Raw genomic sequence first — 22,825 nt, forward strand, 5'->3', positions numbered from 1 at the left:
CGCGCTGAGCTTCAGCGCGGCGGCGCGGCGGGCGCGCCGTCGCGCCGGTAGTCGCCGACGGTCTGGCCCGTCCAGCGGCGGAAGGCGCGGACGAAGCTCGGCGTGTCGGCGTACCCGAGCAGGAAGGCCATCTCGCCGACGCCGAGCTCGCCCTCGGCGGCGTAGGCGCGGGCGGCCTCGGCCCGCACCTCGTCGACCACGCGCCGGAACGAGGTGCCGCGCGCGGTCAGCTCGCGCTGGAGCGTGCGCGGGCTCGACGACAGGAGCGACGCGACGCGCGGCAAGAGCGCCTCGGAGTGGGTCAGGTTCTCGCGGACGCTGCGGCGCACCCGGGCGAGGAAGTCGTCGGGGCGCTGGGCGCGCTCGTCGAGCATGCGCGCGGCGTGCTGGTCGAGCACCTCGAGCAGGGCGCCGTCGGCGGCCACCTGGGGCAGGGCCATGACCGCCTCGCTGACGACGAGCGCGTTCTCGCCGCTGTCGAAGCAGAGCTCCGCGCCGAACCAGCGCTCGAGCTCGCCGACGTCGGGCGGGCGGGGGTGGGCGAGGCGCACGAGGCGGGGCACGACGTGCCGGCCGGTGAACTCGCGCGACTGGCGCAGCATCGCGGTCAGGATGAACTCGTTGCCGTGCCGGCCCTGCGCGAGGGGCTCGCCGTCGATCCACTGGCGCAGGATGACCTCGCCGCCCCCGCGATCGAGCCGGGCGCTCAAGAGCCCGTTGTTGACGAGCGGCAGGTATTTGACGAAGCGCGCCGCGGCCTCGCCCGCGGTGGGGGCCGACGAGGCGCTCAGCTCGAAGACGCCGAGGTAGCCGCGCGGCAGCGACGTGGCGATGCGAAAGCCGAGGAACGGCTCGCGCGCGGCCTCGGCGCAGGCGTCGACGAGGTCGCGGTAGGCGGCGAGCGGCATCTCGCTCATGCGGTCCTCGAGCGCCGATGGCCCGAGGCCGAAGCGCGCGGCGAGCGCGACCGCGTCGGCGCCCGCCCCCTGCGCCCACCAGAGCGCCGGGCGCACGACGAACGAGCGATAGAGGGGCGAATCGGCGTACGGGGCGGGGCGAGCGGCGGGCCCGGGCGCACCTCGTTTCACGCCGCCATGGTCGCGCCCGCGGGGCCATGGCGTCAAATGACAACGCGGTGGCGGCTCATGCCACTGGAAGGGCGAAGGACCCCGGGCGCACGATGGGCCTGCCCGTGGTCGCGCGTGCCAGGTCGGGCCCGAGCTGGCGCCGCGCACGGGCCGCGAAGGGTCCGCCGGGCGCGCCCTGGCCGCGCCGAGCGCGAAGGGCGTGGTCATGGCGTGCGGGCTGGCGCCGGGGCGCGTCGCGCGCGATCGGCGGGCGGCGCCGGCGTCGGGGCGGGTCTCGGTGGTCTCGGGTTCGTATCGAAGGAGGCTAAGATGGTTCGTCGAACAGTCATTTTACCCCGGGTGCTCGCGCTCTTCGCGGCCGCGGCCGCGCCCAGCACCGCCGCGGCGCAGGGCGTGTCGGCGCCCAGGCCGTTCGGGCACTGGAGCTTCGACGCCTGCGCGGGGGGCCAGGTCGTCGATCAGGGCGCGCCGCCCCACCACGCCCAGCTCCACGGCACCGCCCTTTGCGGCGACGGGCGCTACGACGGGGGAGCCGTCTTCGACGGCGCCCCCGACAGCCGGGCCGAGGTCTCGAGCGCCTCGGCCTTCGCCGCGCCCAGGTTCACGGTCGCCGCCTGGGTGAAGCCCGCGGGGCCGGGCGCGATCGTGAACCGCTGGTGGAGCCCCGACGTGTGGGGCCTGTGGTTCCTCGGGGACAGGTTCATGTTCGCCGTGACGTTCCCGGGCGGGCAGTGGGGCACCACGGTCTCGGTCACCGCGCCGGCGGTGGCGGGCCGGTGGGCGCACGTCACGGGGTCGTACGACGGCAGCCGGATCGCGCTCTACGTCGACGGCGTGCTCGCCGCGTGGAAGCCCGCCAGCGGCACGCCGCAGGCGTCGAGCCGGCCCATCGTCATCGGCAACCACCCGTCGTGGGACGGCTTCGAGGGCTCGATCGACGAGGTGCTCTTCTACGACCGCGCCCTCAGCGCCGGCGAGGTCTCCGCCGTCGCAAACTCGCCCCCGCCCCCGCCGTGGGCGCTGCCCGCGGTCTATGAGGCCGAGGCGCCGTCGAACGGTCTGGACGGGCTCTACGTCGACGACTTCAACTGCGGGTCCTGCTCGGGCGGCGCCGTCGTCCGGGGCATCGGCTACGACGCGTCGCTGCGCTTCGAGGGCGTCATGGCCCCGACCGCCGGGCGCTACCTGCTCGAGGTGGACTGGCTCGGCTACGAGGGCGAAGCGGTGGTGAGCGTCAACGACCGGCCGCCGACGTTCGTGCCCTTCACCGACGGCGACTTCTACACGCCGACCACGCGGGTGCTGCGCGTCGACCTCGACGCCGGACCCAACTCCATCGCCTTCTCGAGCTCGGGCCGGCCCGCGCCCGACATCGACCGCCTTCGCCTGACCGAGGGAGCGATCGATCACGTGACCCTCGACGACGTGCCAACGACGGGCGACCCGGTGATCGGGGCCGCCGCCACCCACGAGCACGTCGCCTCCGAGCTCGCCTTCAGCGGCAAGTGGTTCTGGGGCTCGGTCGAGGGCGACGAGGCCGAGGCGATGCAGAGCTGCGACGGCTCGGGCCACACGCATGCCGGCGCCGCCGGCATCTGCGACGTCGGCTTCGCGAACCTCCTGGGCGTCGACACCTGCTGCCACGGCGGCGGGCTCGGCGACTGCTACTACAAGCGGACCGACGGCCACACGGGCGACCCCGAGCATGACTACCTCGAGTGGCCCAAATGGGACACCAACGCCCATCCCCGCTACTGGCACGGCTACCTGCGCCGCGCCCTCGAGGGCGGCCTCAAGCTCATCGTGGCCCAGGCGGTCGAGAACTACCCGCTCTGCTCGCTCGTGCGCAACGGCGTCGGTACCAACCCCTTTCGGCAGGAAGGGTTCGAGTGCGACATGGCCGACTCGCTCCAGAGCATCGTCAGGCAGATCCAGTTCTTGAAGGCGCTCGCCAGCAACCACGCTGACTTTCTCGAGATCGCCTATTCGGCGGCCGACGCCCGCCGCATCATCAACGAGGGCAAGATGGCGATGGTGATCGGCATCGAGGCCGACTACGCGTGGGCCCCGTACGACAGCCCGGTCGACCGCCTCGAATATTACCACGACCTCGGGGCCCGCACGGCCTTCCTCGCGCACTCGCTCAACACGCGCATCGCCGGCACGGCCATCTACGTGCCCCAGTTCGCCGCGCAGCAGTCATTTCTCAACTGCTTCTTGCACAACGTGCAGTGCCAGACCGACCCGAACAACCCGTTCGCGACCGACCCCGAGCACCCCTTCGCCGTCGACCAGAGCAACCAGCTCGGCTGCTCGCCCGCGCACGCGACGAGCTACGAAGAGCTCTGCTCGCTCAAGATAGCCGAGCGCTTCCTCAACGCCGGCGCTTGGGACGGCTTCAAGGTGTACCCGGGCGGCGGCGTCATGCCCGGGGTCGACGCGACGATCACCGACGCGCCCGTCGCGGTGAGCAAGAACGTGCTCGGGCTGACCTACGAGGGCGCGCAGGTCGTGGACCGCATGATGGACAAGGGCATGCTGCTCGAGATCGGGCACATCTCCGAGCAGGCGATCGAGGACGTGTATGCGCTGTCGTCGGCGCGCTACGGCTACCCGCTCGTCGCGAGCCACGTCTACGCCCGGCGGATCAGCGCCGACGGCAGCGCCGGCTGGGAGGGCAAGCTGGGCGACGACGCCCTGCAGATGATCGCCGAGACCGAGGGCTTCGCGGGCCATTTCACGGGCGGCGACGTCGCGCTCGACTACCCGAGCTCGGGCGTCGAGAACTCCTGCGCCCGCTCGACGCGGTCGCTGGCCCAGAGCGTGGCGTACGCGGCCGACCTGGCGGGGAAGCGCGTCGCGTGGGCAGGCGACTTCCAGGGCCTCGGACAGGGGGTCGCCCCGCGGCTCGGATACACCACCGATCGCGGCGACTGGTGCAATGGCAACTCCGTCGAGCAGTGCTTGCAGCGGCCGGGCGATCTGGGTGAGTGCGCGGGTTGCCTGGCGCAACCCCTGTCGAGCATCGATTCGTGCATTCCGTCGGTCGACCCGAACCTGACCCATTACAGCACGCAAGACGAGAAGGACTGGGCGTACTTCCACACCCGCGGCTACGCCCACCACGGCCTCATCGCGCAGCTGCACGACGATCTCGAGGCCGTGGGCCTGCGGCCGGAGTACCTGAGCGCGCTGCGCGATCAGTCGGCCGAGACGTTCATCAGGACGTGGGAAAAATCGGAGTACATCGCCGGGTTGCCGAGGCCGCTGCGCTGACCCGGGGGCGGGCGCCCGCCGCGCGCTGGCCGCGGGCGGCGGGGCCTACGGCCCGGGGGGCGGGTAGTTCGGCTCGGTCATCCCTTGAATCCACTGCGTGACCAGCTGCAGGCCGGTGTCGTCGACCTGGCGGGTCGCGATGCGCGGCATCTGCCCCTCGAAGCCGCGGAGCTCCTGGCGGGCGACAAGCAGGCTGCGCGACGGATCGCCAGGACGGATGTCGTACCAGTTGGCCGGGTCCGGGTTCTTCAGCCCCTCGTACTTCGCGTTCTCCGCCGGGCGCTTGTTCATGCCCGTCCGGACGGCGTCCGTCGCGGCCACGCTGCCCAGCTCGCTCGCCTCGAGCCGCAGGTACAGGCCCGTATCGTGGGCCGCCGACTCGGGCAGGTCGTTGTGGCAGCTCACGCCGCAGTTCGCGTGCAGGTAGCCGAGCGCCTGGCGCTCCACCTCGTCGCCGGGGATCGTCAGGGCGAGCGGGCTCGCGTCCTCGATCACGCCGAGCGCGACCAGCGACTCGCGCGTGACCCCCTCGGCGCCAGGGCCGAGCATCAGCGCGTCCCAGCCGAGGACGAAATCGGCGCGCCCGACGTGGCACTCCTTGCATTGATCCCGCGTCGGCACCATGTGGCCGGTGCCGTAGAGATCGGGCACGCCGAAGTCGTTCTGCATCTGGATCGCCTGCCGCTCGTCCTCGGACCAGACATAGCTCGTGTAGACCCAGCCGGCGGCCATCTTGCGCAGGAGGCGCGTCTCGGCCATGCGCAGCGCGCCGTCCGCGCCCTTCACGCGGAACTCCTTCCAGAACTGCGTCCCCTCGGGATACACGAACGCGTCCGGATTGCTCACGTCCACCCGCTGGCCCTTCGGGATCGAGACGAAGCGCCGCTTGGCGGCGCCGTCGCTCCAGAGCTCCATCGCAGGCTTGTACTCGAGCACGCCGCACGCGAGCTCGCGCTTGTCGAAGTCCCCGTAGAGGCCGGTACAGCGCAGGTCCACCGGCAGCACGCCGTCGAGCGGCGCCGCGCAGTCCACATCGGTCGGCATCGTGTATTCGACACACGCCGGCTCGTCCGAGCCGTCCGGCCCGGCGTCGACCTCCGGCATCGACACGCCCGGCCCCCCCGCCTGGCCCCCGGGCGGCGGATCGCCGCCGCCCGAGCTACACCCCATCGCCACCAGCAGCGCGCCGGCAACAGAACCTTTCCTCACGACATCATGAAGCATGCGCTCATGGTGCCACAGGAATGGAGCGCCGGGGAACGTGGATTCACCGACTCCGCGCCGCGTCGCATCGCCCCGCGCGCGTCATCCGGCCATGTGAACGTGCACGCGCCGACCGATGATGTGCGCCGAGCAGAGCTCGTTCGATGGCGCCTGATGCCGAAAGGGAGCTCCAGTGAAAAAATGAACCTTCGAGTGTCCACTGCTGCTGTACGGCGCGCCTTCAGGCGCGAAACGGTCCAGGGGGGATGTACGGTTGTGGTCTGTCCGCTGCGCGCTCGCGGCGCGCCCTCGCGCCACGCGCTCGCGGCGGGCGAGGTGCGGCCAGAGCAGCACGAGGTGCTGGCGGCGTGCTCGCGACGCAGCACCGGGCGGGCGGGGGCCCGCGGGAGCGCGGGGAAACGCATGGCACGGCGCGTGCGACGTGCGATCGCCGCCGGGGTGGACGGTCGCGGACGAGGGCGTCGCCCTGCCGAGAGCGCCCCGGCAACCTCTCTTTCCCGGAGCCTTCGCATGAGTGGACTCAGTCTCGTCTTCGATACGCCGCAGCTCGCACAGGACTACGAGGCACGCAGCGCCGAGCGGCAGTTCCGCCACGGCCAGCGGCTGATCGCCGAGCTCGGCGTTCGCGCGGGCGAGCGCGTGCTCGATATCGGGAGCGGCACCGGGCTGCTGGCGGAGCACGTCGCGGGCATCGTCGGGCCGACGGGCCAGGTGCTCGGGATCGATCCGCTGCCGCTGCGCGTGGAGATCGCCCAGCGCAAGGCGAGGGCGAACCTCTCGTTCCAGGTCGGCAACGCCTACGCGCTCGACGGGCTCCCGTCGGGCAGCTTCGATGTCGTGTACCTCAACGCCGTCTTCCACTGGCTCCCCGACAAGACCGAGCCGCTGCGGCAGATCCACCGCCTGCTCAAGCCGGGCGGGCGCGTCGGGCTCACCACGGGCGCGAAGGACCAGCCGAACCGGCTGCAGGCCATCAAGCGGCAGGTGCTCTCGCGCGAGCCCTACGCGCGCTACCCGGAGTCGCTGGCCGGCACGCCGCACTGGGTGACCGCCGAGGAGCTCGCCGGCCTGCTCGGCGGCGCCGGCTTCTCCGTGCAGAAGATCGAGGCCCAGGAGAACGTGAACCACCAGCCGGACGCGAGCGCCGCGATCGCCTTCTCGCAGGCGAGCTCGTTCGGCAACTTCCTCGGCCACCTGCCGGAGTCGCTGCGCGTCCAGGCCGTCGAGGACATCAAGCGCGAGCTCGAGGCCTTCCGGACGCCCGAGGGGATCCGCCTCGAGGGCAAGCGGCTGTTCGCGATCGCGCACAAGCCGGCGTCGCACTGACCCGGGGGGCCGGTCCGCCGGCACCCGAGCGCGACGCCACCCCACGATGCTTTTCGGCTGACACAACCACAAGGAAAACTCCGCATGAGCGCCACGACGAACCAGAGCAGCAATGGCAGCAATGTCCTCGAGATCGTGCCCGTCGCCGGCCGGATCGGCGCAGAGGTGCGCGGCGTGCGCCTCTCCGCCGATCTCGACGCCACGACGGTGAGCGAGATCCGGAAGGCCTGGCTGCGTTACAAGGTGATCTTCTTCCGCAACCAGCACCACCTCGACGACGCCGCCCAGGAGAAGCTCACCGCGATCTTCGACGGCGCGCCCGTCGCGCACCCGACGGTGCCCGTCGTCCAGGGCACCGGCTACATCCATGAGCTCGACTCGCGGTACGGCGGCCGCGCGAACTCCTGGCACACCGACGTCACGTTCGTCGACGCCTACCCGAAGGCGTCGATCCTCCGCGCGCTCGTGATCCCGGCGTACGGCGGCGATACCGTCTGGGCCAACACGGTCGCGGCGTACGAGGATCTGCCGCCCGCGCTGCGCGAGCTCGCCGACAAGCTGTGGGCCGTGCACAGCAACGAGTACGACTACCAGGCGCGAAAGCCGCAAGCGTCGACGGACGACGTGCGGCGCTTTCAGGAGGTGTTCACGTCGACCGTGTACGAGACCGAGCACCCCGTGGTGCGCGTCCACCCGGAGACCGGGGAGCGCTCGCTCGTGCTCGGTCACTTCATCAAGAGGCTCGTCGGCGTCTCGTCGTCCGACTCGGCGCACCTCTTCCAGGTGCTCCAGGACCACGTGACGCGCCTCGAGAACACGGTCCGCTGGCGGTGGGCCGCCGGCGACGTGGCCATCTGGGACAACCGCGCCACCCAGCACTACGCGATCAACGACTACGGCGATCAGCTCCGCGTGGTGCGCCGGGTAACGGTCGACGGCGACGTGCCCGTCAGCATCGACGGCAAGCGCAGCGTCACCCGCAAGAAGGCGCCGCGCGCCGCCGCGGCGAGGAGCGAGAGCGCCGGCGGCGCGGGCGCCTCTGTGGCGGCTGCGACGGCGTAGTGCCCAGCTCCGTGCGTCAGAGATCCCACGAGGGATCGCTGACGCACGGAGCTCGTCGCGAGCGGCGGCGCTACCGGCCCGTCAGCTCGCCGGTCCCGAGCAACCGTACGCCCCGAGCTCCCGGCCGACGTAGATCCCGACACGCGGCTCCATGGAGACCCAGCTTTCCGGGGCGCAGCGCCGGCGTCGACGGCGGCCGCCGGGCGGGTCCTTGACGGCGGGGATCGCCTGCGCTTCATCTGCGGCGGAGGAGTGCCCCGTGGGTGAAGCAGGCAAGCGTGATGACGCTCGAGACGGAGAGGCGAGCACCGCGCACGTCGTGGTGATCATGCTGATCGTGGCCTTCGGCGTGCTCGCGCTGCCGTGGATGGTGCTGCGGAAGCTGGAGGCCCGGGCCCCGGGGCGCGGCGAGGCGGCCTCCGGCGTCGCGGACGAGGATCTCGCCCAGGGGGGCAAGATCTATTACCGCTCGTGCACCGGGTGTCATCAGGCGAGGGGGGAGGGGAAGCCTGGCCGGTATCCGCCCCTCGTCGGCGCGTCATGGCTGCTCGAGGACAAGGAGACGCCGATCCGGATCACGCTGCTCGGCGCCGCCGGGCCGATGGAGGTGAACGGCGTGCAGTACAACGACGTGATGCCCAACTTCGGCGTGAACCTGTCGGACGAGGAGATCGCGCTGGTGCTCACCTATGTGCGATCGAGCTGGGGGAACAGCGCGCCGGCGATCACGAAGGACGACGTTGCGAGGGTGCGCGCCTCGCTGGGAGACCGGATGGAGCCGTGGGCCGGCGGCGCGGCGCTCTCGGCGGCGCGGGAGACTCCGGTCCTGCGCTGAAGCGCGCAGGCCGGCGACGACGGGCGCGCCGCGGCTCGAGCGACGCGCGCCAGCGCGCCGGCGGGCTCCGCGGCGATGGTCCCGGGACGAGCCGTCCGAGCTCGGATGCGGCGCGCGCGGCGCAACGTTTGCGGGCGTTGTTGGCGGTGGGGCGGGGCGATCTCACGCGCGCAGCTGCCGCGCGGGCGGCACGAGGCCGAGGCGCGTGCCCAGCCAGCCGGCCGGCGCGCGCAGGAACGGGAGCTTGGACAGCGAGGCCACGATGGCGAGCACGTCGGCGAGCGACGCGCGCTCGTCGAGGAAACGGAGGACGCGCGTCCAGCGAGGCGGGGACCTCTACAGGGGGCGTTGAGCAAGTGTGCTCTGCCCCGAGGAGGCCGTTTCCGGTGTCGAGGAGGCAGCTGAGCTTCCCCGGGAGACCGTTTCCGGTGTCGAGGAGGCAGCTGAGCTTCCCCGGGAGACCGTTTCCGGTGTCGAGGAGATAGCTGAGCTACACGGAGGAGACCGTTTCCGGTGTCGAGGAGATAGCTGAACTGCCCGGAGGAGACCGTTTCCGGTGTCGAGGAGGCAGCTGAGCTTCCCCGGGAGACCGTTTCCGGTGTCGAGGAGGCAGCTGAGCTTCCCCGGGAGACCGTTTCCGGTCCCCGGCGCTGCCCGCCCGGCCCCGCGACGGTCACTCCCGCACCGGCTCCTGTAGATCCACCCCGAAGCGCTCGCGGTACCCGCGCCGCGCCGCCTCGCGCAGCTCGTCGTCACCGCGGCTCACCTGCTCCTCGATGCCCGCGTTGCGCCGCGGCGCGCCCCGTCGCTAGAGTGACCGCATGTCCGACCTGCTCGTGAACATCGATGTGCCGGCGATCGAGCCGGCCATCGCCTTCTACACCCGCGCGTTCGGCCTGCGCGTCGGGCGGCGCTTCGGCGGCGCCTTCGTCGAGCTCCTCGGCGCGGCCGCGCCCATCTATCTCCTGGAGAAGCCGGCCGGCAGCGCGCCTGCGGCCGGCGCGCCCGCGCGCGACTACCGGCGCCACTGGACGCCGGTCCATCTCGATTTCGTCGTCGACGATCTCGAGGCCGCCGCGCGTCGGGCGCAGGAGGCGGGCGCGGTCCCCGAGGCCGACGTCGAGGTGGCCGCGTGGGGGCGCATGCTCCGCCTGGCCGATCCGTTCGGCCACGGCGTTTGCCTGCTTCAGTTCAGCGGCCGCGGCTACGACGAGATCGCCACGCCCGGCTGAGCGAGAGCCGGGGGATTCGACACCAGTTCTTCTCTTCGGGAATGCACGAGCGATGGTCACGATGAGCTCGGGGACGATCGCCTCCGAGCTCATCGATCCAGGCAACGCCTCTCACGATCTGCGAACTCCGGAGCTCACACGACCGGGCGGGGTGCGCCTCATCGACGCGCACGCGGCGTCGATCCTCCTCGTCGACGCGGCGAAGGCCGCCGGGCTGCTCGGGCCCCGGGTCGTCCGCCGGCGAGCAGGCGGCGCGGCTCGCCGATCGGTACCGGCCTCGGTGGCCGCCGGAGAGCCGAGCAGCTGCCACCTTTGCACGCAGCGATCTCAGGAACGAAAGCCTCGGGGAAAACCCGATGGGTAAACGCTCGAAAGACCTACGGCGATCCCCTGGCCCGTGTCCTGCTAGAGGTGCACGGCAGAGCGCCCGTGACGGTTTCCCCCCCCCACCGTCGAGCGGGCGCTCTGTTTTTTGTCCTCCGGCGCGGGGAGCGCCCGGCAGGCCGCCCGGCCGCTGCGGGTCACGGGTCGGCGGTGACGAGGGCGATGGCGAGGCCGTCGTACCCCTTGGTGCCCACCGTCTGGATCGCCGTCGCGCTCACGCGCCGCTCGGCGGCGAGCAGCTCGTAGAGGCGGCGCACCCCCTGGACGTTGGGGTCCGCGCTCTCGGGGTCGACCACCGCCCCTCTGCGCACGACGTTGTCGACAACGATGACGCTGCGGCGGCGGGAGAGCTTGAGCGCCCACGCGAAGTAGTCGGGGTTGCTCGGCTTGTCGGCGTCGATGAAGATGAGGTCGAACGGGCCGCGGCCCTCCGCGGCGAGCTTCGGCAGCGTGTCGAGCGCCCGCCCGAGCCGCAGCTCGACGCGGTCGGCCACCCCGGCGCGATCGAGGTTCGCGCGGGCGACCTCGGCGTGCTTCGGCTCCGACTCCAGCGTGATCAAGCGGCCGCCGGCGGGCAGCGCCCGCGCGAGCCAGATGGTGCTGTACCCCCCGAGCGTGCCGATCTCCAGGATGGTCCGCGCCCCATGGATCCGCGCCAGGAGATTCAGCAGCTTGCCCTGGTTCGGCGCGACGTTGATCGGCGGCAGGCCGGCCGCGGCGCTCGCCTCGAGCGCCGCGTCCAGCGCGGCGTCGGGCGGCACGAGCAGATCGGTGATGTAGCGATCGACAGCTGACCATTGCTCCTGAGCCATGAGTGATCCTCCTCACGTCGCGGCGACCCCGGATCGCCGCGCACGGGTGAGCCGAGCTTCTTGTGGTTCGATTGACAGACATCAAGGCAACGAGCGCCCCAACGAGGACACCTCGCCGCCAGCCTAATCGTTGGATGTTTGTCCGTTATAACAGATGTCGGCGGCGGGCACATCGCCCGCGCCGCTGCGCGGGCTCGATCTAGCGCGGCACGAGGACGCGGGCGTCCCAGGGCCCGAGGTCCAGCGCGACGGAGCCCGCCTGGAGGTGCGCGCCGGCGCCGCCCAGGGCGTCGCGCAGGCCGCCGCGCGCGTGGGCGGCGAACGGCGCCGGGACGGCGAGCCGCTGCTTCGCCGGTCGCTCGCTGAAATTCAGGACCACGAGCGCGAAGCGCGACGCGTCGTCGCCGTGCCTGACGTAGGCGAAGACCTCGTCGTCCTGCCCGGCATGCACGACGACGAGCCCCGGCGACCGGAGCGCCGCGAGGGAGCGCCTGAGCCGGATCAGCTGCTCGTAGCGCCGGGTCAGCGGCCCGCGCGGAGGCCGCGAGACCGGGGCGAGGCCGCCGTAAGGCTCGTACTCGGCGCCGAGCTCGTCGAACGCGTAGAGGCACGGGATGCCCGGCAGCGTCAGCAGCGCCGCCGCGGCGACGCGCGTCAGACCCGGCCCGTGGCGCGTGATGAAGCGGGCCCCGGTGTCGTTGTTGTTGATGAACCTCAGCGTGCGCTCGGGGCGCGCGGCGCGCGCCTCGGTGGCGGCCAGCGCCGCGCCCAGCCGGGCCGCGATGCCGCGCGGCGCGTCGAACACGCCGCTCCACGCCCACCGCCCGAGCTCCTCGGTCCAGTCGTACGCCGCGTCGAACCCGCTCTGCAGGTAGTACGGGTCGCGCGCCGAGGCCTCGGCGATCAGCGCGAGATCCGGGCGCACGCGCCGGAGCTCGGCGGCCCACGAGGACCAGAGCTCGCTCCGCCGCTCCTGGATGCCCCACGCGGCGTCGACGCGATAGCCGTCGACGCCGAAGCGCTTCACCCAGCGCAGCGACACCTCGAGCATCCAGCGCGCCACCTCGGCGTTGTCGTAGTTGAGGTTCGGCAGGTGCTCCCAGTCGAAGTAATGGGTGGGCTCGCCGCCGGCGTCGCGATCGTAGAACGCGAAGGTGTGGGCGCGGCTCCCCTGCCGCTCGGCTTGCTGGAAATACGGGTGCTCGATCGAGGTGTGGTTCGGCACGAGGTCGAGCAGCACGCGCAGGCCGCGCCGGTGCGCGTCGTCGACGAGCTCGCGCAGGTCCTGCTCCGCTCCGTAGTCGGGGCGCACGCTGAAGTAGTCCGTGACGGCGTACCCGAAGTCGCCCTCGGGCGCGGCGAAGATCGGAGACAGCCACAGCGCCGTGACGCCGAGCCGCTCGAGCGCGGGGAGGGCGGCGCGCACGCTCCGGAGCGGGGGATCGCCGAAGAAGGGCGGCACGACGCCGTAGAGGACCGCGTCGTCGATCCACGACGGCGCGCTCGCGCCGGGGGGCGCATCGAGCGGCGGCGCGACGCGCGCGGTGTCGCTGCGGCCGCGCGCGTCGCGCACCGTGAGCTCGATCGTGGCGCGCCCGGCGGCGTCCGGCGCCGGCACCTCGATGCGGGCGCCCTGCCCGAGGCGCTCGGCGGTCCCGTCGCCGCGCGGCCGGGACCACGCGAAGGCGACGAGCTCGGCGCCCGAGCGCTCGCTCGGCTCGCTGCCCGTAGCGTCGAGGACGAGCCGGTCGCCGGCCCGCGCCGCGCGGGCGCGGGCCCGGGGCGCGTCCTCCAGCCGGACGCGGTAGGTGACGGGCGGCGTGACCAGCTCGCCCGCGCCCGTCGCGCGGCAGCGCGCGGCGATCTCGTTCTCGCCCTCGAGCAGCGGCACGTCCGCCGCGAAGCGCCGCTGCTGCTCGATCGCGGCGGGGTGGACGTCGCCGCCTACCTGGATCGCGCAGTCCTCCAGCGTCCCCGGCCCGGCGAGGGCGCCCTGGATGCGCGCGCTGAAGGCCCACACCTCGGCGTCGTCGGCGTGCAGCTCCAGCCGGGCGTCCGCGGCCCCGGACGGGCGCGGCGGCGCGGAGGTGGCGGCCGACTCGCACGCGGGCGCGGCGGAGAGCAGCGCGACGATCCCTGCGACCGCGGCGAGCGCCCGCGGGCGCCGCGCCGGGGCCGGCGCGGGCCGCCGCCGGACGCCCGCGCGCGGGTCGATCGCGATCGCGACGGCCGGCGAGGAGGGGGCTGCACCGGGGGAGGGGGCGGCGGGCGAGCGAAGGAGGCGAGTCGACATGGGGCTGCGCGGCGAGCGGGGGAGCCCCTCTATTCCAGAACGACCTCCGGCGATCGCCGCTGGGCAGAGAGCGCGGAGGATTTATGTCGCGATCTCCCCGGTCTCCTCTGGCGCCGCCGTGCCCCGGTGATCGGGGCAACGCCTTCCGATCCTCGGCGCCTCGCCGCGCGCCGCCTGTGCCCGAGATCAGGCGGCGGTGCGGAGGGCGGCGCGGCCGCGGGCGCGCAGGGCGAGCGGGACGCCGCCGGCGGGGCCCAGCGTGAGGTTGCGCCGCACGGGCCGCGGCGGACGCTGGTCAAGCAGGCGGAACTGCCACGCCGACAGCGCCACGCCGAGCACGATCTTCATCTCGAACATCGCGAAGGCCGCGCCGATGCAGCGGCGGTTCCCGCCGCCGAACGGCAGGTACTCGAACGGGGAGTACTTGCGCTCGAGGAAGCGCTCGGGCCTGAACTGCGACGGATCGGGGTAGAGCTCGGGGCGGTGGTGCACGAGCAGGATGCACGGCGCGACCCCCGTCCCCGGCGGGAGCGTGTGCTCGCCGATCCGGAACGGCTGCGCCGCCATGCGCGGGGCCTCGGTGACGATCGGGTGCAGGCGCAGCGCCTCCTTGCACACCGCGTCCAGGTAGGGCAGCGCGGCGAGGCGCTCCGGGTCGGGCTCCGGGCCGAGGGCGTCGATCTCGTCGCGCAGCCGCGCGAGGACGGTCGGGTGGCGGTGCGCGTGGTCGAGGGCCCACGCGAGGGCGAGCGCGGTGGTCTCGTGCCCGGCGAAGAGCAGCGTCCGGAGCTCGTCGAAGATGGCCTGGTCGCTCATGCTCGAGCCGTCGTCGTAGCGGGCCGCGACCAGGAGGCTCAGGATGTCGTCGCCCGGCGCCGCGCGCGCCCGCTCGATCTGCTCGCGGCACAGGGCGTCCAGGTGCTCGACGCGCCGGCGGAAGCGCGCGTAGGGGCCGAGGCCCCCGAGCTCGCGCTGCAGGATCGGCAGGAAGGTCAGCGCCGGGGTCAGCGCGTCGGTCATCGCGACGATCGCGCGCGCGAACGCGCTCATGCGCGACGGCTCCTCCACCCCGAACACGGCGCGGAGGATGACGTCGAGCGAGATCGCCTGCGTGATGTCCTGGGCGACGGCGCGGGGCGCGCGCGCCGCCTCGGCGAAGCGGCGGGCGGCGACGTCCGCCATCGCCGCAGCGTAGGCGCGCATGCGGTCGCCGTGGAACGGCGGCGTCAGCAGCTTCCGCTCGCGCCGGTGGCGCTCGCCCGAGAGCATGACGAGCGAGTGCTCTCCGACGAGCGGGGCGATCGACTTGGTGGCGTACGGGACGAGCGCGTCGGGCGGCGCGGTCATCACGTCCTGCACCGACGCGGGGCTGCCGGCCATCACGACGTCGCCGTTGTACATCGGGACGTTGAAGACGTCGCCGTACGTGGCGGCGCACCGGGACAGGAGCTCGATCGGACGCGTGAGGAACTGGTAGGTCGTCAGCAGGCGGCCCTGCGGGCCTCGGGGCAATTGGCTCATGGCGCACCTCGGCAGGAGCTCGATCCCGGTGGCGCGCGGCGCCTCGCCGGGATCGATCCAACGATGAGGCCGGCGCGGCGGCGCGGCAGCGGCGTCGGGCGCCAACGTTGCGACGGATCGCGCCAGGGGGGCGCGCGGCGGCGCGGGCGCGCGGCGGCGGGAGGAGCACGAGCGCGGCGGCGCGGGCGTGCGGCGGCGGGAGGAGCACGGGCGCGGCGGCCGGTCGTGGTTGGCGCGCGCGGCTCGGCTTGCGATCATCGGCGCATGTCCAGGTACCGCAGCGACATCGAGGTGGTGCGGCTCCGCATCCACGAGCTAGAGGAGCGGCTGCGCCGCGTGCGCGCGCAGCAGATCCGCGCCGAGGCGGCCGCGAACCTGGGTCCCGAGGCCGCGCGGCCGTTCAGCCGGGGCATGTACCACCTCGGCCGGGCGCTCAGGCGGCTGCTGCGCGGGCGGGGTCCGGCGCCCGCGCAGCAGCTCGCGGCGGCGCGGGCCCGGCTCGCCTGGCTGGAGCGGCGGGTCGCGATGGCGGAGGTGGAGCTCTCGCGCGCCGAGGCGGAGCGCTCGCGCACGGAGGCGGAGCGCTCGCGCGCGAGCCTCGGGGCCGATCGGTGGGAGCCGGTGAGCGGCGCTCACCCCGGGTCGATGCCGGCGGTTGACCTCGCGCCGGCGGTGCCGGCGGTTGACCTCGCGCCGGCGGTGCCGCAAAGCGCGCCGTCCAGCCGCCTGGCTTACCGCCTCGGCCGGGCGATCGGGCGGCTGAGCCGGCGCTGAGCCGGCGCTGCTTCGCCACCAGGAGGTTTTCCCATGGCACGAGCCCTCGGCATGTTCACGTCCCTCGTCGCGGCGGCCACGATGGTTTCCTGCGGCGGGGAGGCTCCGCCGCCCGCGCTGGCACCGGCGGCCTCCGCTTCCGCTGCGCCCGTCGCGACGAGCGGCGTCGAGCCCCCGCCTGCGGCTCCGGCGGCTGCCGCGGCGTCCACGGCGGCACCCGAGCCGCCCAGGCGCGCCGCGCCGAGCCCGGTCGCGAGGTACACCGGCTTCGCCAAGCCGGAGAGCGTGCTCTACGACGCGGACAACGACCGCTACCTCGTCTCGAACATCAACGGCAATCCGGGCGACAGGGACAACAACGGCTTCATCTCCGTCCTCTCGCCCGACGGTCAGGTGACGAGCCTGAAGTGGATCGAGGGCGGCAAGAACAAGGTCAGGCTCGACGCGCCGACGGGCTCGGCGATCGCGAAGGGCGTGCTCTACGTCGCCGACCTCACGACCCTCCGGATGTTCGACCTCACGACCGGGGCGCCGAAGGGGGAGATCGCCATCCCCGGCACGACGTTGCTGAACGACGTCGCGGCGGCGCCGGACGGCAAGGTGTACGTGTCCGACTCCGGCTTCACGATCGGCGCGACCGGCAACCTCGAGGCGACGTCGAGCGACGCCATCTACGTCATCGAGAAGGGCAGGGCCAGGGCGCTGGCGAAGACCACCGCCCTGCGCATGCCGAACGGCCTCGCGTGGAGCGACAAGGGGCTCGTGGTTTGCTCGAGCGGCGCTCCCGAGGTCTTCGTGCTCGACGAGAAGGGCGCGAAGCAGGACGTGACCACCACGGCGCCCGGCGGCCGCCTCGACGGCCTGATCTCCCTCGGAGACTCGCTCCTCGTGACCAGCCACGACGCCTCTGCGGTGCTCCGGGGGAAGCTCGGCGGGACCTTCGAGGTCGCCATCCCCGAGCAGGAGACGCCCGCGGATATCGGTTATGACACGAAGCGCGGACGCGTCCTCGTGCCCCACGTGATGGTGGACACGGTCGACGTCTACGAGCTGAGGTGATCTGCGGACGAAAGATGCGCGCTTCGGGCCTCCCTCCAGCAGGCTGGCGTCGTCGCGGCATATCGAGGAAGAGATGAACATCTCCATTGTCGACGCATGGCGCACGCGGGAGGCGCGTGAGTTCTTCCGGAACGTTTGGCCGATGTACGTCCATGAGCTCTCCGGCTTCGATACGAGCTTCTACGCTCTGGACGAGGCCGGTCGATGGCAACCGGACATCGTCGACGATTGGGTCTCGAGCGTCACGCCGCCCGGCAACCTGCGCGCTCCGCGGTCGGCGCAGGACCCGATGCAGCCGTTCCAGCGAGCGTACGTCATTGCGAGCGACGCCCGACCGGTCGGGTTCGTATGTGTCGGCCTGCGACCGTTCAGATACATGCCGGACGACGTCGATTTCAGCATCGCCGAGCTCTTCTTGATCCACGGGAGCCGCGGAACCGGCGCGGGCCGACATGCGCTCCAGCTGCTGCTCCGTCAGTATCCAGGGCGGTGGCACCTCTGTGCCATCCATGACAACGCTCGGGCGATCCGATTCTGGACCAAGACGCTGCCGCTGCTTGGCGTGCGAGATCTCGAAACACGGCACGAGAGCGGCGATGTAACCTGGCGGTTCGTCGCAGAGGGGTGACGTGCGCTGGGCTCCCGAGCCCTCGATTTCCCGCGACCGCTCGTGATCGACCGGTCTCTCAGGCCGGAGGTCTGACGCACGGATCTATCGGACGCGGGTGCGCCGGTACTCGCCCGGGGTGGTGCCCGTCCAGCGGCGGAAGCTGCGGTAGAAGTGACGCGGCTCGCCGTAGCCGAGCAGGAAGGCGATCTCCTGGAGCGCGAGGTCGCGCCGGCGGAGGAGCTCGATCGCCTTGCCCCGCCGGGCCTCGTCGAGCTGCGCCGTGAACGACGTGCCGAGATCCTTGAGGGCGCGCTGGAGCGAGCGCGTGCTCATGCCCAGCGCGCGCGCGATCCGCGCCTGGTCCACCTCGCCGCGATCGAGCCGCTCGCCGATGAGGGCGCGCACGCGCGCGTCGAGCGGCGCCGCGCCGGCGGGCGCGGCGCGCGCGGCGAGCAGCTGCTCGGCGTGGCGCACGAGGTAGTCGCGGACCGAGGGATCCGCGCCGACGAGGTGCGCGTCGAGCACGCGCGCGTCGTAGACGAGGCCGGTCGCGGCCGCCTCGAAGCGCACCGGGGCGCCGAGCGCCTCCTCGTAGAGCGAGGTCGGGTGCCGGCGGGGGTGGCGGAACATGGCCTCGAGCGGCCGCGCGGCGCCGTCGAGGTAGAGCGCGATGAAGCGCGCGAGCCCCGCGGCCATCATCTCGATCGGCTCGGCCATCGCGACGACCCGCGGCTCGTGCTCGAGCGCGAGGTGGAACACCTCGCCCCGCTCCTCGATGACGATGCGGAGGTGCGGGTCCATGAGCCTGAAGAAGCGGCCATAGACCGCGACCGCCTCTCGCAGGGTCTCGCTGTGGCGCGCGACGTGCCCGACGATGCCCACGACCGAGACCGGGATCCAGCGCGCGTAGGTCAGCCCGAGCGGCTCGCCGGGGAGGCGCTCGAGCATGAGCGCCCACAGCGACAGGAGCGACGCGTACGGCACGAGCTCGTCGGGCGCGGCGAGCGCCTCGGCCGAGACGCCGGCGGCGCGGAGGAGATCGTCGCGAGGGACGCCGCGCGACGAGGCGAACTCGATGAGCGCGGCCGGCAAGGATGCGAAGACGAGCTCGCCGTAGGACATGGCGCGGGCCGAGGATAGCGCACGCGCTGGCTATCCCGCGCGGGCCGGGCGCTCCCACGCGGCGTACAGGTCGGGGCGGCGCTCCGAGAGGTAGCGGTTGTCCGCGCGCGACGCGCGCTGGAGCTCGGGATCGAGATCGGCGAAGAGCAGGTCCTCGCCGGCGGCGCCCGCGGCGGCCAGTACCGAGCCGTCCGGGGCCGCGATGATGCTCTGGCCGCACAGGACGGTGTCTCCTTCCTGCCCGCAGTGGTTGGCGTAGGCGATGAACACCTGGCTCTCCAGCGCGCGCGCGGGCGGCAGCGTGCGGGCCACCACGCCGAACGGCTCCGGCAGCGCGGTCGGCGCGCACACGAGATCGGCGCCGGCCAGCGCGACGCCGCGCACCGCCTCGGGAAACTCGATGTCGTAGCAGATCAAGAGGCCGATCCGGAAGCCGTGCAGGGCCGCGATGGGCAGCTCGCCGCGGCCCTGGGTGAAGACCGCGGCCTCGTCCGGGCCGTAGAGGTGCGTCTTGCGGTAGGTCGCGAGGCGCGCCCCGGCGCGATCGAAGAGGTGCGCGGCGATGAAGAGCTCCCCGTCGGGGCCGCGGTCGGGCGCGCTGGCGACCAGCGCGATGCCGCAGCTCGACGCGACGTCCGCGAGCCGCCGGGCGATGGCCTCGGGCGAGGTCTGGAGCAGCGTCCGGGGCACCAGCGCCGGCACGTAGCCCGTCGTGAACAGCTCCGGAGTGACCAGGAGGTGAGCGCCGCCCTCGGCGGCGCGCCGGGCCGCGCCGGCGATGCGCGCGACGTTGGTGTCCACCTGTCCCGGGACGGCGTTGGCCTGCAGCACGGCGATGCGCATGAGATCGACCCTCCAGCGGCGCTCCGGGGCTCCAGCGTACCCGATGGGCCCTGCGCGCGATCGAGCGACCGAGGTTGACGCGATGCGGCAATGCCGGGTACCATGGCGCGGATGCTTGGGTTCGAGCGCTCGCCGGGGTCGAGCTTCCCTCGTGCGAGGCCGCGCGCCGCCGCCGCCGCGGTCCTCTCGCTGGTGGCCGTCTCGGCCTGCTGCGGCGCCCCCGAGCGCGCGGATTCGCCCGCCAAGAGCGCGACCATGGGCGAGGCGCCGCCGTCCGCTGGCGCGGGCGATGCGGGGGGCGCCGGGGCGGGCCTGGGCGGCACCGGGGGGGCCGGGGCGGTCGCGGGCGGGGCCGGGGCGGTCGCGGGCGGCGCTGGCGAGGCCGGAGCGGGCGCTGGCGGCGCCGGCGGGGCCGAGACGAGCGGCGCGGGGGCGGGCGGGGCCCCGCTCGCCGATCTCCAGGGATGTCACGGCGAAAAGCGGCCTCTCGTGATCTCCAGCCAGATGCCTTATGCCGTCGCGCGCGTCGGCGCCGCGGAAGGCCACTTCCTCCTCGACTTCGGCACCACGGCCAGCACCATCGACCCGCAGGGCTTCGCGGGCGGGGTGGTCCCCGAGCCCGTCGCCGGCAGCGCCGATCGGTTCGCCGACTTCGATTTCTACGGCCCCTGGGGCACCGTCCGCCTCACGGTGCAGGACCACTCGGGCATTCAGGGCACGGTGCGCCAGGCCGGCATCCTCGGCACGGACTTCCTGTCGCTCAATGCGTTCACGCTCGATTACGAGGACGGCGCCGTCTACCGGGCCGACGCCGGGGCGCTCTGCCCCGATGAGATCCTGCGCGCCGAGGGCATGAAGCCGCTCTGGACCGCGGGATACTATTCTTCCGATCTCGCCGCGGTCCAGGCGGGCTTCCCGAACGTGCCCACCGTCCCGGCGCGCATCGGCGCGGCGCAGGCCGTCGCGCAGCTCGATACGGGGTACGACGACGCGGTGTACCGGCGATCGGTCAACATCAATCGCGCCTTCCTCGCGGCGATCGAGGCGGCGGGGATCGACCTCGAGCCGGTGCCCGAGGCCGCGATGTCGCTGAGCACCTGCGTCCCGGGGCAGGCGGAGCAGGTCTCGGCCTACCGCATCCTCCGGGGCGCGCCGTTCGAGCTGGTCAGCACCGACGGATCCGCCGCCGTCGCCGCGCAGGACGTGATGCTCTTCCTCAAGGACACGCCGCCCGAGGCCAGGCAGTGCGGCGGGATCGGGACGTGGTCCATCCCCGCAGCGCAGGTGGCCGCGTCGTTCTATGCGGACGCGAGGCGGCTCGTGTTCGACCCCGTCACGTCCCGCGTGTGGATGGGGACGCCGAGGTAGCGGCGAGCGCCCCGAGCGTACCGCGCTCGGGGCCCTCGAGATCTCGCCGTTCGGAACGAAGCAGCCTTGTCGGCCGAGGGGGGCACGCGCGGCTCATCCGCGTTGCGCCGCGACGCGCGAGCGCTCGAGTGACGGGGCGATGGGATGGCATTCACCTTGAGCGAGCTCGCCCGCTCGTGGCATGATCGTCCTGCACAAGGGGGGGACGATGGGGGTGCATCATATCGCGCTGGCGGCCAGGGATCTGGTCGCCACGCACCGGTTTTATACCCAGGTGATGGGGTTCCGCCTCGTCAAGGTGATGGCGGTCCCTTACGAGGGCAGCCGTGACGGGGGCTGGGCGAGGCACGCCTTTTATCAGACGAGCGGGCCGGAGGGGCCGCTCCTGGCGTTCTGGGAAGTGCACGAAGAGGCGGTGCGGGGGCGCTTCAGGACGGATATCTCGACGGGCCTGGGGCTGCCGGCGTGGGTGAACCACCTCGCCTTCACCGCGCCGACCAGCGAGTTCTACAGCCGGATGCTCGCGCGGTGGCTCTCGCACGGTCACGAGGTCACCGAGGCGGATCACGATTTCTGCCGTTCCATCTACACGATGGATCCCAACGGCATCCTGGTCGAGTTTTGCCAGACGCTGCGGCCCTTCTCGGCGGAGGAGGTGGCCGAGGCGGAGCGCTCGCTCCTCGATCCCATGCCGCCGCTCGAGCTGCCGCGGCCCGTGATCGTCCACCGGCCGCAGGTGGCGTGATGAGCGCGCGTGTCGTGGATGCGATGCTGGGGCATGGGCGCCGCCCTGCGGCGTTCGGTTACTGGCCCTTGCCCGAGGACGAGCCGGCGGTTTCCTTGGGGCGGGAGCCGGTCGCGGCCGTGGGGAGCGACGGCGCGCTCGTGCGGGGCCTGTTCTGGACGCCGCCGGGCGGTCGGTTCAAGGTGGCGGCGGTGCTCGCGCACCCGCGGGCGGATTTCTCGGTCCATTACCTCTGCCCGCTGCTCGCGGCGCGCGGGGTGGCGGCGCTCGGGTGCGCGACGCGCTACGTGAACAACGACACCGACTGTCTCCACGAGAAGGCGGCGCTCGATGTCGAGACCGCGGTGGAGGCGGCGCGGGCGCGGGGCGCCGAGGCGGTGGTGCTGCTCGGCAACTCGGGGGGCGGCGCGCTGCTCGCGCTGGCCGAGGCCGGCGCGGCGGCCGAGGGGCGGCGGCTCGGGGACGCCTTCGTCGCGCTGGCGGCGCACCCGGGGCAGGGGGTGTTCCTGGAGCAGGCGATCGACCCGTCGGTGGTGGACGAGGGAGATCCGCTGTCGGTCGATCCGTCGCTCGACATGTACGATCCGGACAACGGCTGGCGGCCGTGGCCGGAGCCGTGCAGGTACGGCCGCGCGTGGCTCGCGCGCTACCGGGCGGCGCAGCGGGCGCGGGTCGCGCGCATCGACGCCGCGGCGCGGGCGGCGATCGAGGCGCAAGGCGACGCGGCGGCGGCGCTGGAGGGGATGGCCCCGGAGCACCCCGAGTGGAGCCGGATGCGTCGGCGGAGCGCGCATGGGCGATTCATGACCGTGTACCGCACGGTGGCGGATCCGGCGTATCTGGACCCGACCATCGAGCCGGACGACCGCGCGCTCGGGTCGATCTTCGCGTCGCCGGATCCGTTCGTCGCGAACTACGGTTATGGGGGCGTGGCGCGGACGCTCACGGCGCGAGCGTGGCTGTCCACGTGGTCGAGCCTGTCGTCGCGGGCGCGGCTCGCGGACAGCCTGCGCGCGGTCGCGATCCCGACGCTGTTCGTGCACGCGACGGCGGACACGGAGATCCGGCTGCGGCAGGCGCGGGAGAGCTTCGAGGCGAGCGCGGCGCAGGACAGGAGCTACGTGGAGCTCCAGGGGGCGACGCACTTCCTGAACGGGCACCGGCAGGCGGCGGCGGAGCTCATCGCGGCGTGGATCCGCGAGCGCTTCGGATAGGCGTGGGGCGCGGCTCGGCGGGGCGGATGTGTCGGCC

General features: G+C 73.0%; 18 protein-coding genes. 11 read left to right on the forward strand and 7 right to left on the reverse strand.

Going from position 1 to position 22,825, the window contains the following annotated elements:
- Positions 1 to 11 precede the first annotated feature (11 nt).
- A complete protein-coding gene (locus WMF26_RS18300) occupies positions 12 to 1,088 on the reverse strand; it encodes an AraC family transcriptional regulator ligand-binding domain-containing protein (RefSeq protein WP_437338287.1) in 1,077 nt (358 codons plus the stop codon).
- 309 nt (positions 1,089 to 1,397) lie between these two features.
- Between WMF26_RS18300 and WMF26_RS18305 the strand changes: the two genes are divergently transcribed.
- Entirely contained in the window at positions 1,398 to 4,364 is a 2,967-nt protein-coding gene (locus WMF26_RS18305; protein WP_438001357.1) for a LamG-like jellyroll fold domain-containing protein, read from the forward strand.
- A 45-nt stretch (positions 4,365 to 4,409) separates the two neighbouring features.
- On the opposite strand, the gene WMF26_RS18310 is transcribed toward WMF26_RS18305, so the two are convergent.
- The gene (locus WMF26_RS18310; protein ID WP_438001358.1) at positions 4,410 to 5,573 is read right to left on the reverse strand and encodes a hypothetical protein; all 1,164 of its coding nucleotides are present in this window, start codon (positions 5,571 to 5,573) and stop codon (positions 4,410 to 4,412) included.
- Positions 5,574 to 6,098: 525 nt separating this feature from the next.
- Between WMF26_RS18310 and WMF26_RS18315 the strand changes: the two genes are divergently transcribed.
- From WMF26_RS18315 to WMF26_RS18330, 4 genes are all read left to right on the forward strand, one after another.
- Positions 6,099 to 6,914, forward strand: a complete 816-nt coding sequence (locus WMF26_RS18315) for a class I SAM-dependent methyltransferase (protein ID WP_438001359.1) — start codon at positions 6,099 to 6,101, stop codon at positions 6,912 to 6,914.
- Between the two features lie 84 nt (positions 6,915 to 6,998).
- Positions 6,999 to 7,976, forward strand: coding sequence for a TauD/TfdA dioxygenase family protein (locus WMF26_RS18320; protein ID WP_438001360.1), 978 nt, complete (start codon positions 6,999 to 7,001; stop codon positions 7,974 to 7,976).
- Between the two features lie 259 nt (positions 7,977 to 8,235).
- Positions 8,236 to 8,811, forward strand: coding sequence for a c-type cytochrome (locus tag WMF26_RS18325; RefSeq protein ID WP_438001361.1), 576 nt, complete (start codon positions 8,236 to 8,238; stop codon positions 8,809 to 8,811).
- 821 nt (positions 8,812 to 9,632) lie between these two features.
- Positions 9,633 to 10,043, forward strand: a complete 411-nt coding sequence (locus WMF26_RS18330) for a VOC family protein (protein ID WP_129575499.1) — start codon at positions 9,633 to 9,635, stop codon at positions 10,041 to 10,043.
- Between the two features lie 521 nt (positions 10,044 to 10,564).
- Here the strand turns inward: WMF26_RS18330 and WMF26_RS18335 are convergent.
- The 3 genes from WMF26_RS18335 to WMF26_RS18345 all read right to left on the reverse strand — a co-directional run bounded on the left by WMF26_RS18335 (position 10,565) and on the right by WMF26_RS18345 (position 15,053).
- Complete coding sequence (locus WMF26_RS18335; protein ID WP_438001362.1) at positions 10,565 to 11,239, reverse strand: O-methyltransferase; 675 nt, start codon at positions 11,237 to 11,239, stop codon at positions 10,565 to 10,567.
- Between the two features lie 199 nt (positions 11,240 to 11,438).
- Positions 11,439 to 13,532: an alpha-amylase family glycosyl hydrolase gene (locus WMF26_RS18340; protein WP_438001363.1), complete on the reverse strand. Its 2,094-nt coding sequence runs from the start codon at positions 13,530 to 13,532 to the stop codon at positions 11,439 to 11,441.
- Positions 13,533 to 13,718: 186 nt separating this feature from the next.
- Complete coding sequence (locus WMF26_RS18345) at positions 13,719 to 15,053, reverse strand: cytochrome P450 (protein ID WP_438001364.1); 1,335 nt, start codon at positions 15,051 to 15,053, stop codon at positions 13,719 to 13,721.
- A gap of 264 nt (positions 15,054 to 15,317) precedes the next feature.
- Between WMF26_RS18345 and WMF26_RS18350 the strand changes: the two genes are divergently transcribed.
- From WMF26_RS18350 to WMF26_RS18360, 3 genes are all read left to right on the forward strand, one after another.
- The gene (locus tag WMF26_RS18350; RefSeq protein WP_438001365.1) at positions 15,318 to 15,827 is read left to right on the forward strand and encodes a hypothetical protein; all 510 of its coding nucleotides are present in this window, start codon (positions 15,318 to 15,320) and stop codon (positions 15,825 to 15,827) included.
- 33 nt (positions 15,828 to 15,860) lie between these two features.
- The gene (locus WMF26_RS18355; RefSeq protein WP_438001366.1) at positions 15,861 to 16,886 is read left to right on the forward strand and encodes an SMP-30/gluconolactonase/LRE family protein; all 1,026 of its coding nucleotides are present in this window, start codon (positions 15,861 to 15,863) and stop codon (positions 16,884 to 16,886) included.
- Positions 16,887 to 16,959: 73 nt separating this feature from the next.
- A complete protein-coding gene (locus WMF26_RS18360; protein WP_438001367.1) occupies positions 16,960 to 17,514 on the forward strand; it encodes a GNAT family N-acetyltransferase in 555 nt (184 codons plus the stop codon).
- An 84-nt stretch (positions 17,515 to 17,598) separates the two neighbouring features.
- On the opposite strand, the gene WMF26_RS18365 is transcribed toward WMF26_RS18360, so the two are convergent.
- Both WMF26_RS18365 and WMF26_RS18370 read right to left on the reverse strand, forming a co-directional pair.
- On the reverse strand, positions 17,599 to 18,618 hold the full coding sequence (locus tag WMF26_RS18365) for an AraC family transcriptional regulator (protein WP_438001368.1): 1,020 nt from the start codon (positions 18,616 to 18,618) through the stop codon (positions 17,599 to 17,601).
- A 30-nt stretch (positions 18,619 to 18,648) separates the two neighbouring features.
- Positions 18,649 to 19,461, reverse strand: a complete 813-nt coding sequence (locus tag WMF26_RS18370; RefSeq protein WP_438001369.1) for a nitrilase-related carbon-nitrogen hydrolase — start codon at positions 19,459 to 19,461, stop codon at positions 18,649 to 18,651.
- A gap of 102 nt (positions 19,462 to 19,563) precedes the next feature.
- On the opposite strand from WMF26_RS18370, the gene WMF26_RS18375 reads away from it, so the two are divergent.
- From WMF26_RS18375 to WMF26_RS18385, 3 genes are all read left to right on the forward strand, one after another.
- A complete protein-coding gene (locus WMF26_RS18375) occupies positions 19,564 to 20,829 on the forward strand; it encodes a hypothetical protein (protein WP_438001370.1) in 1,266 nt (421 codons plus the stop codon).
- A gap of 208 nt (positions 20,830 to 21,037) precedes the next feature.
- Complete coding sequence (locus tag WMF26_RS18380; protein WP_438001371.1) at positions 21,038 to 21,574, forward strand: VOC family protein; 537 nt, start codon at positions 21,038 to 21,040, stop codon at positions 21,572 to 21,574.
- Positions 21,574 to 22,788: an alpha/beta hydrolase gene (locus WMF26_RS18385; RefSeq protein WP_438001372.1), complete on the forward strand. Its 1,215-nt coding sequence runs from the start codon at positions 21,574 to 21,576 to the stop codon at positions 22,786 to 22,788. Before WMF26_RS18380 ends, WMF26_RS18385 begins: the two co-directional genes overlap by 1 nt.
- Positions 22,789 to 22,825: the final 37 nt, after the last annotated feature.

Source organism: Sorangium sp. So ce185 (genome assembly GCF_051526825.1).
In the GTDB taxonomy this organism is placed as follows: Bacteria; Myxococcota_A; Polyangia; order Polyangiales; family Polyangiaceae; genus Sorangium; species Sorangium cellulosum_D.

Excerpts from the sequence above, each read along its gene's own strand:
- WMF26_RS18305 (WP_438001357.1), top strand. The coding sequence starts at position 1,398 with ATGGTTCGTCGAACAGTCATTTTACCCCGGGTGCTCGCGCTCTTCGCG.
- WMF26_RS18315 (WP_438001359.1), top strand. The coding sequence starts at position 6,099 with ATGAGTGGACTCAGTCTCGTCTTCGATACGCCGCAGCTCGCACAGGAC.
- WMF26_RS18320 (WP_438001360.1), top strand. The coding sequence starts at position 6,999 with ATGAGCGCCACGACGAACCAGAGCAGCAATGGCAGCAATGTCCTCGAG.
- WMF26_RS18330 (WP_129575499.1), top strand. The coding sequence starts at position 9,633 with ATGTCCGACCTGCTCGTGAACATCGATGTGCCGGCGATCGAGCCGGCC.
- WMF26_RS18335 (WP_438001362.1), bottom strand. The coding sequence starts at position 11,239 with ATGGCTCAGGAGCAATGGTCAGCTGTCGATCGCTACATCACCGATCTG.
- WMF26_RS18340 (WP_438001363.1), bottom strand. The coding sequence starts at position 13,532 with ATGTCGACTCGCCTCCTTCGCTCGCCCGCCGCCCCCTCCCCCGGTGCA.
- WMF26_RS18345 (WP_438001364.1), bottom strand. The coding sequence starts at position 15,053 with ATGAGCCAATTGCCCCGAGGCCCGCAGGGCCGCCTGCTGACGACCTAC.
- WMF26_RS18350 (WP_438001365.1), top strand. The coding sequence starts at position 15,318 with ATGTCCAGGTACCGCAGCGACATCGAGGTGGTGCGGCTCCGCATCCAC.
- WMF26_RS18355 (WP_438001366.1), top strand. The coding sequence starts at position 15,861 with ATGGCACGAGCCCTCGGCATGTTCACGTCCCTCGTCGCGGCGGCCACG.
- WMF26_RS18360 (WP_438001367.1), top strand. The coding sequence starts at position 16,960 with ATGAACATCTCCATTGTCGACGCATGGCGCACGCGGGAGGCGCGTGAG.
- WMF26_RS18365 (WP_438001368.1), bottom strand. The coding sequence starts at position 18,618 with ATGTCCTACGGCGAGCTCGTCTTCGCATCCTTGCCGGCCGCGCTCATC.
- WMF26_RS18370 (WP_438001369.1), bottom strand. The coding sequence starts at position 19,461 with ATGCGCATCGCCGTGCTGCAGGCCAACGCCGTCCCGGGACAGGTGGAC.
- WMF26_RS18375 (WP_438001370.1), top strand. The coding sequence starts at position 19,564 with ATGGCGCGGATGCTTGGGTTCGAGCGCTCGCCGGGGTCGAGCTTCCCT.
- WMF26_RS18380 (WP_438001371.1), top strand. The coding sequence starts at position 21,038 with ATGGGGGTGCATCATATCGCGCTGGCGGCCAGGGATCTGGTCGCCACG.
- WMF26_RS18385 (WP_438001372.1), top strand. The coding sequence starts at position 21,574 with ATGAGCGCGCGTGTCGTGGATGCGATGCTGGGGCATGGGCGCCGCCCT.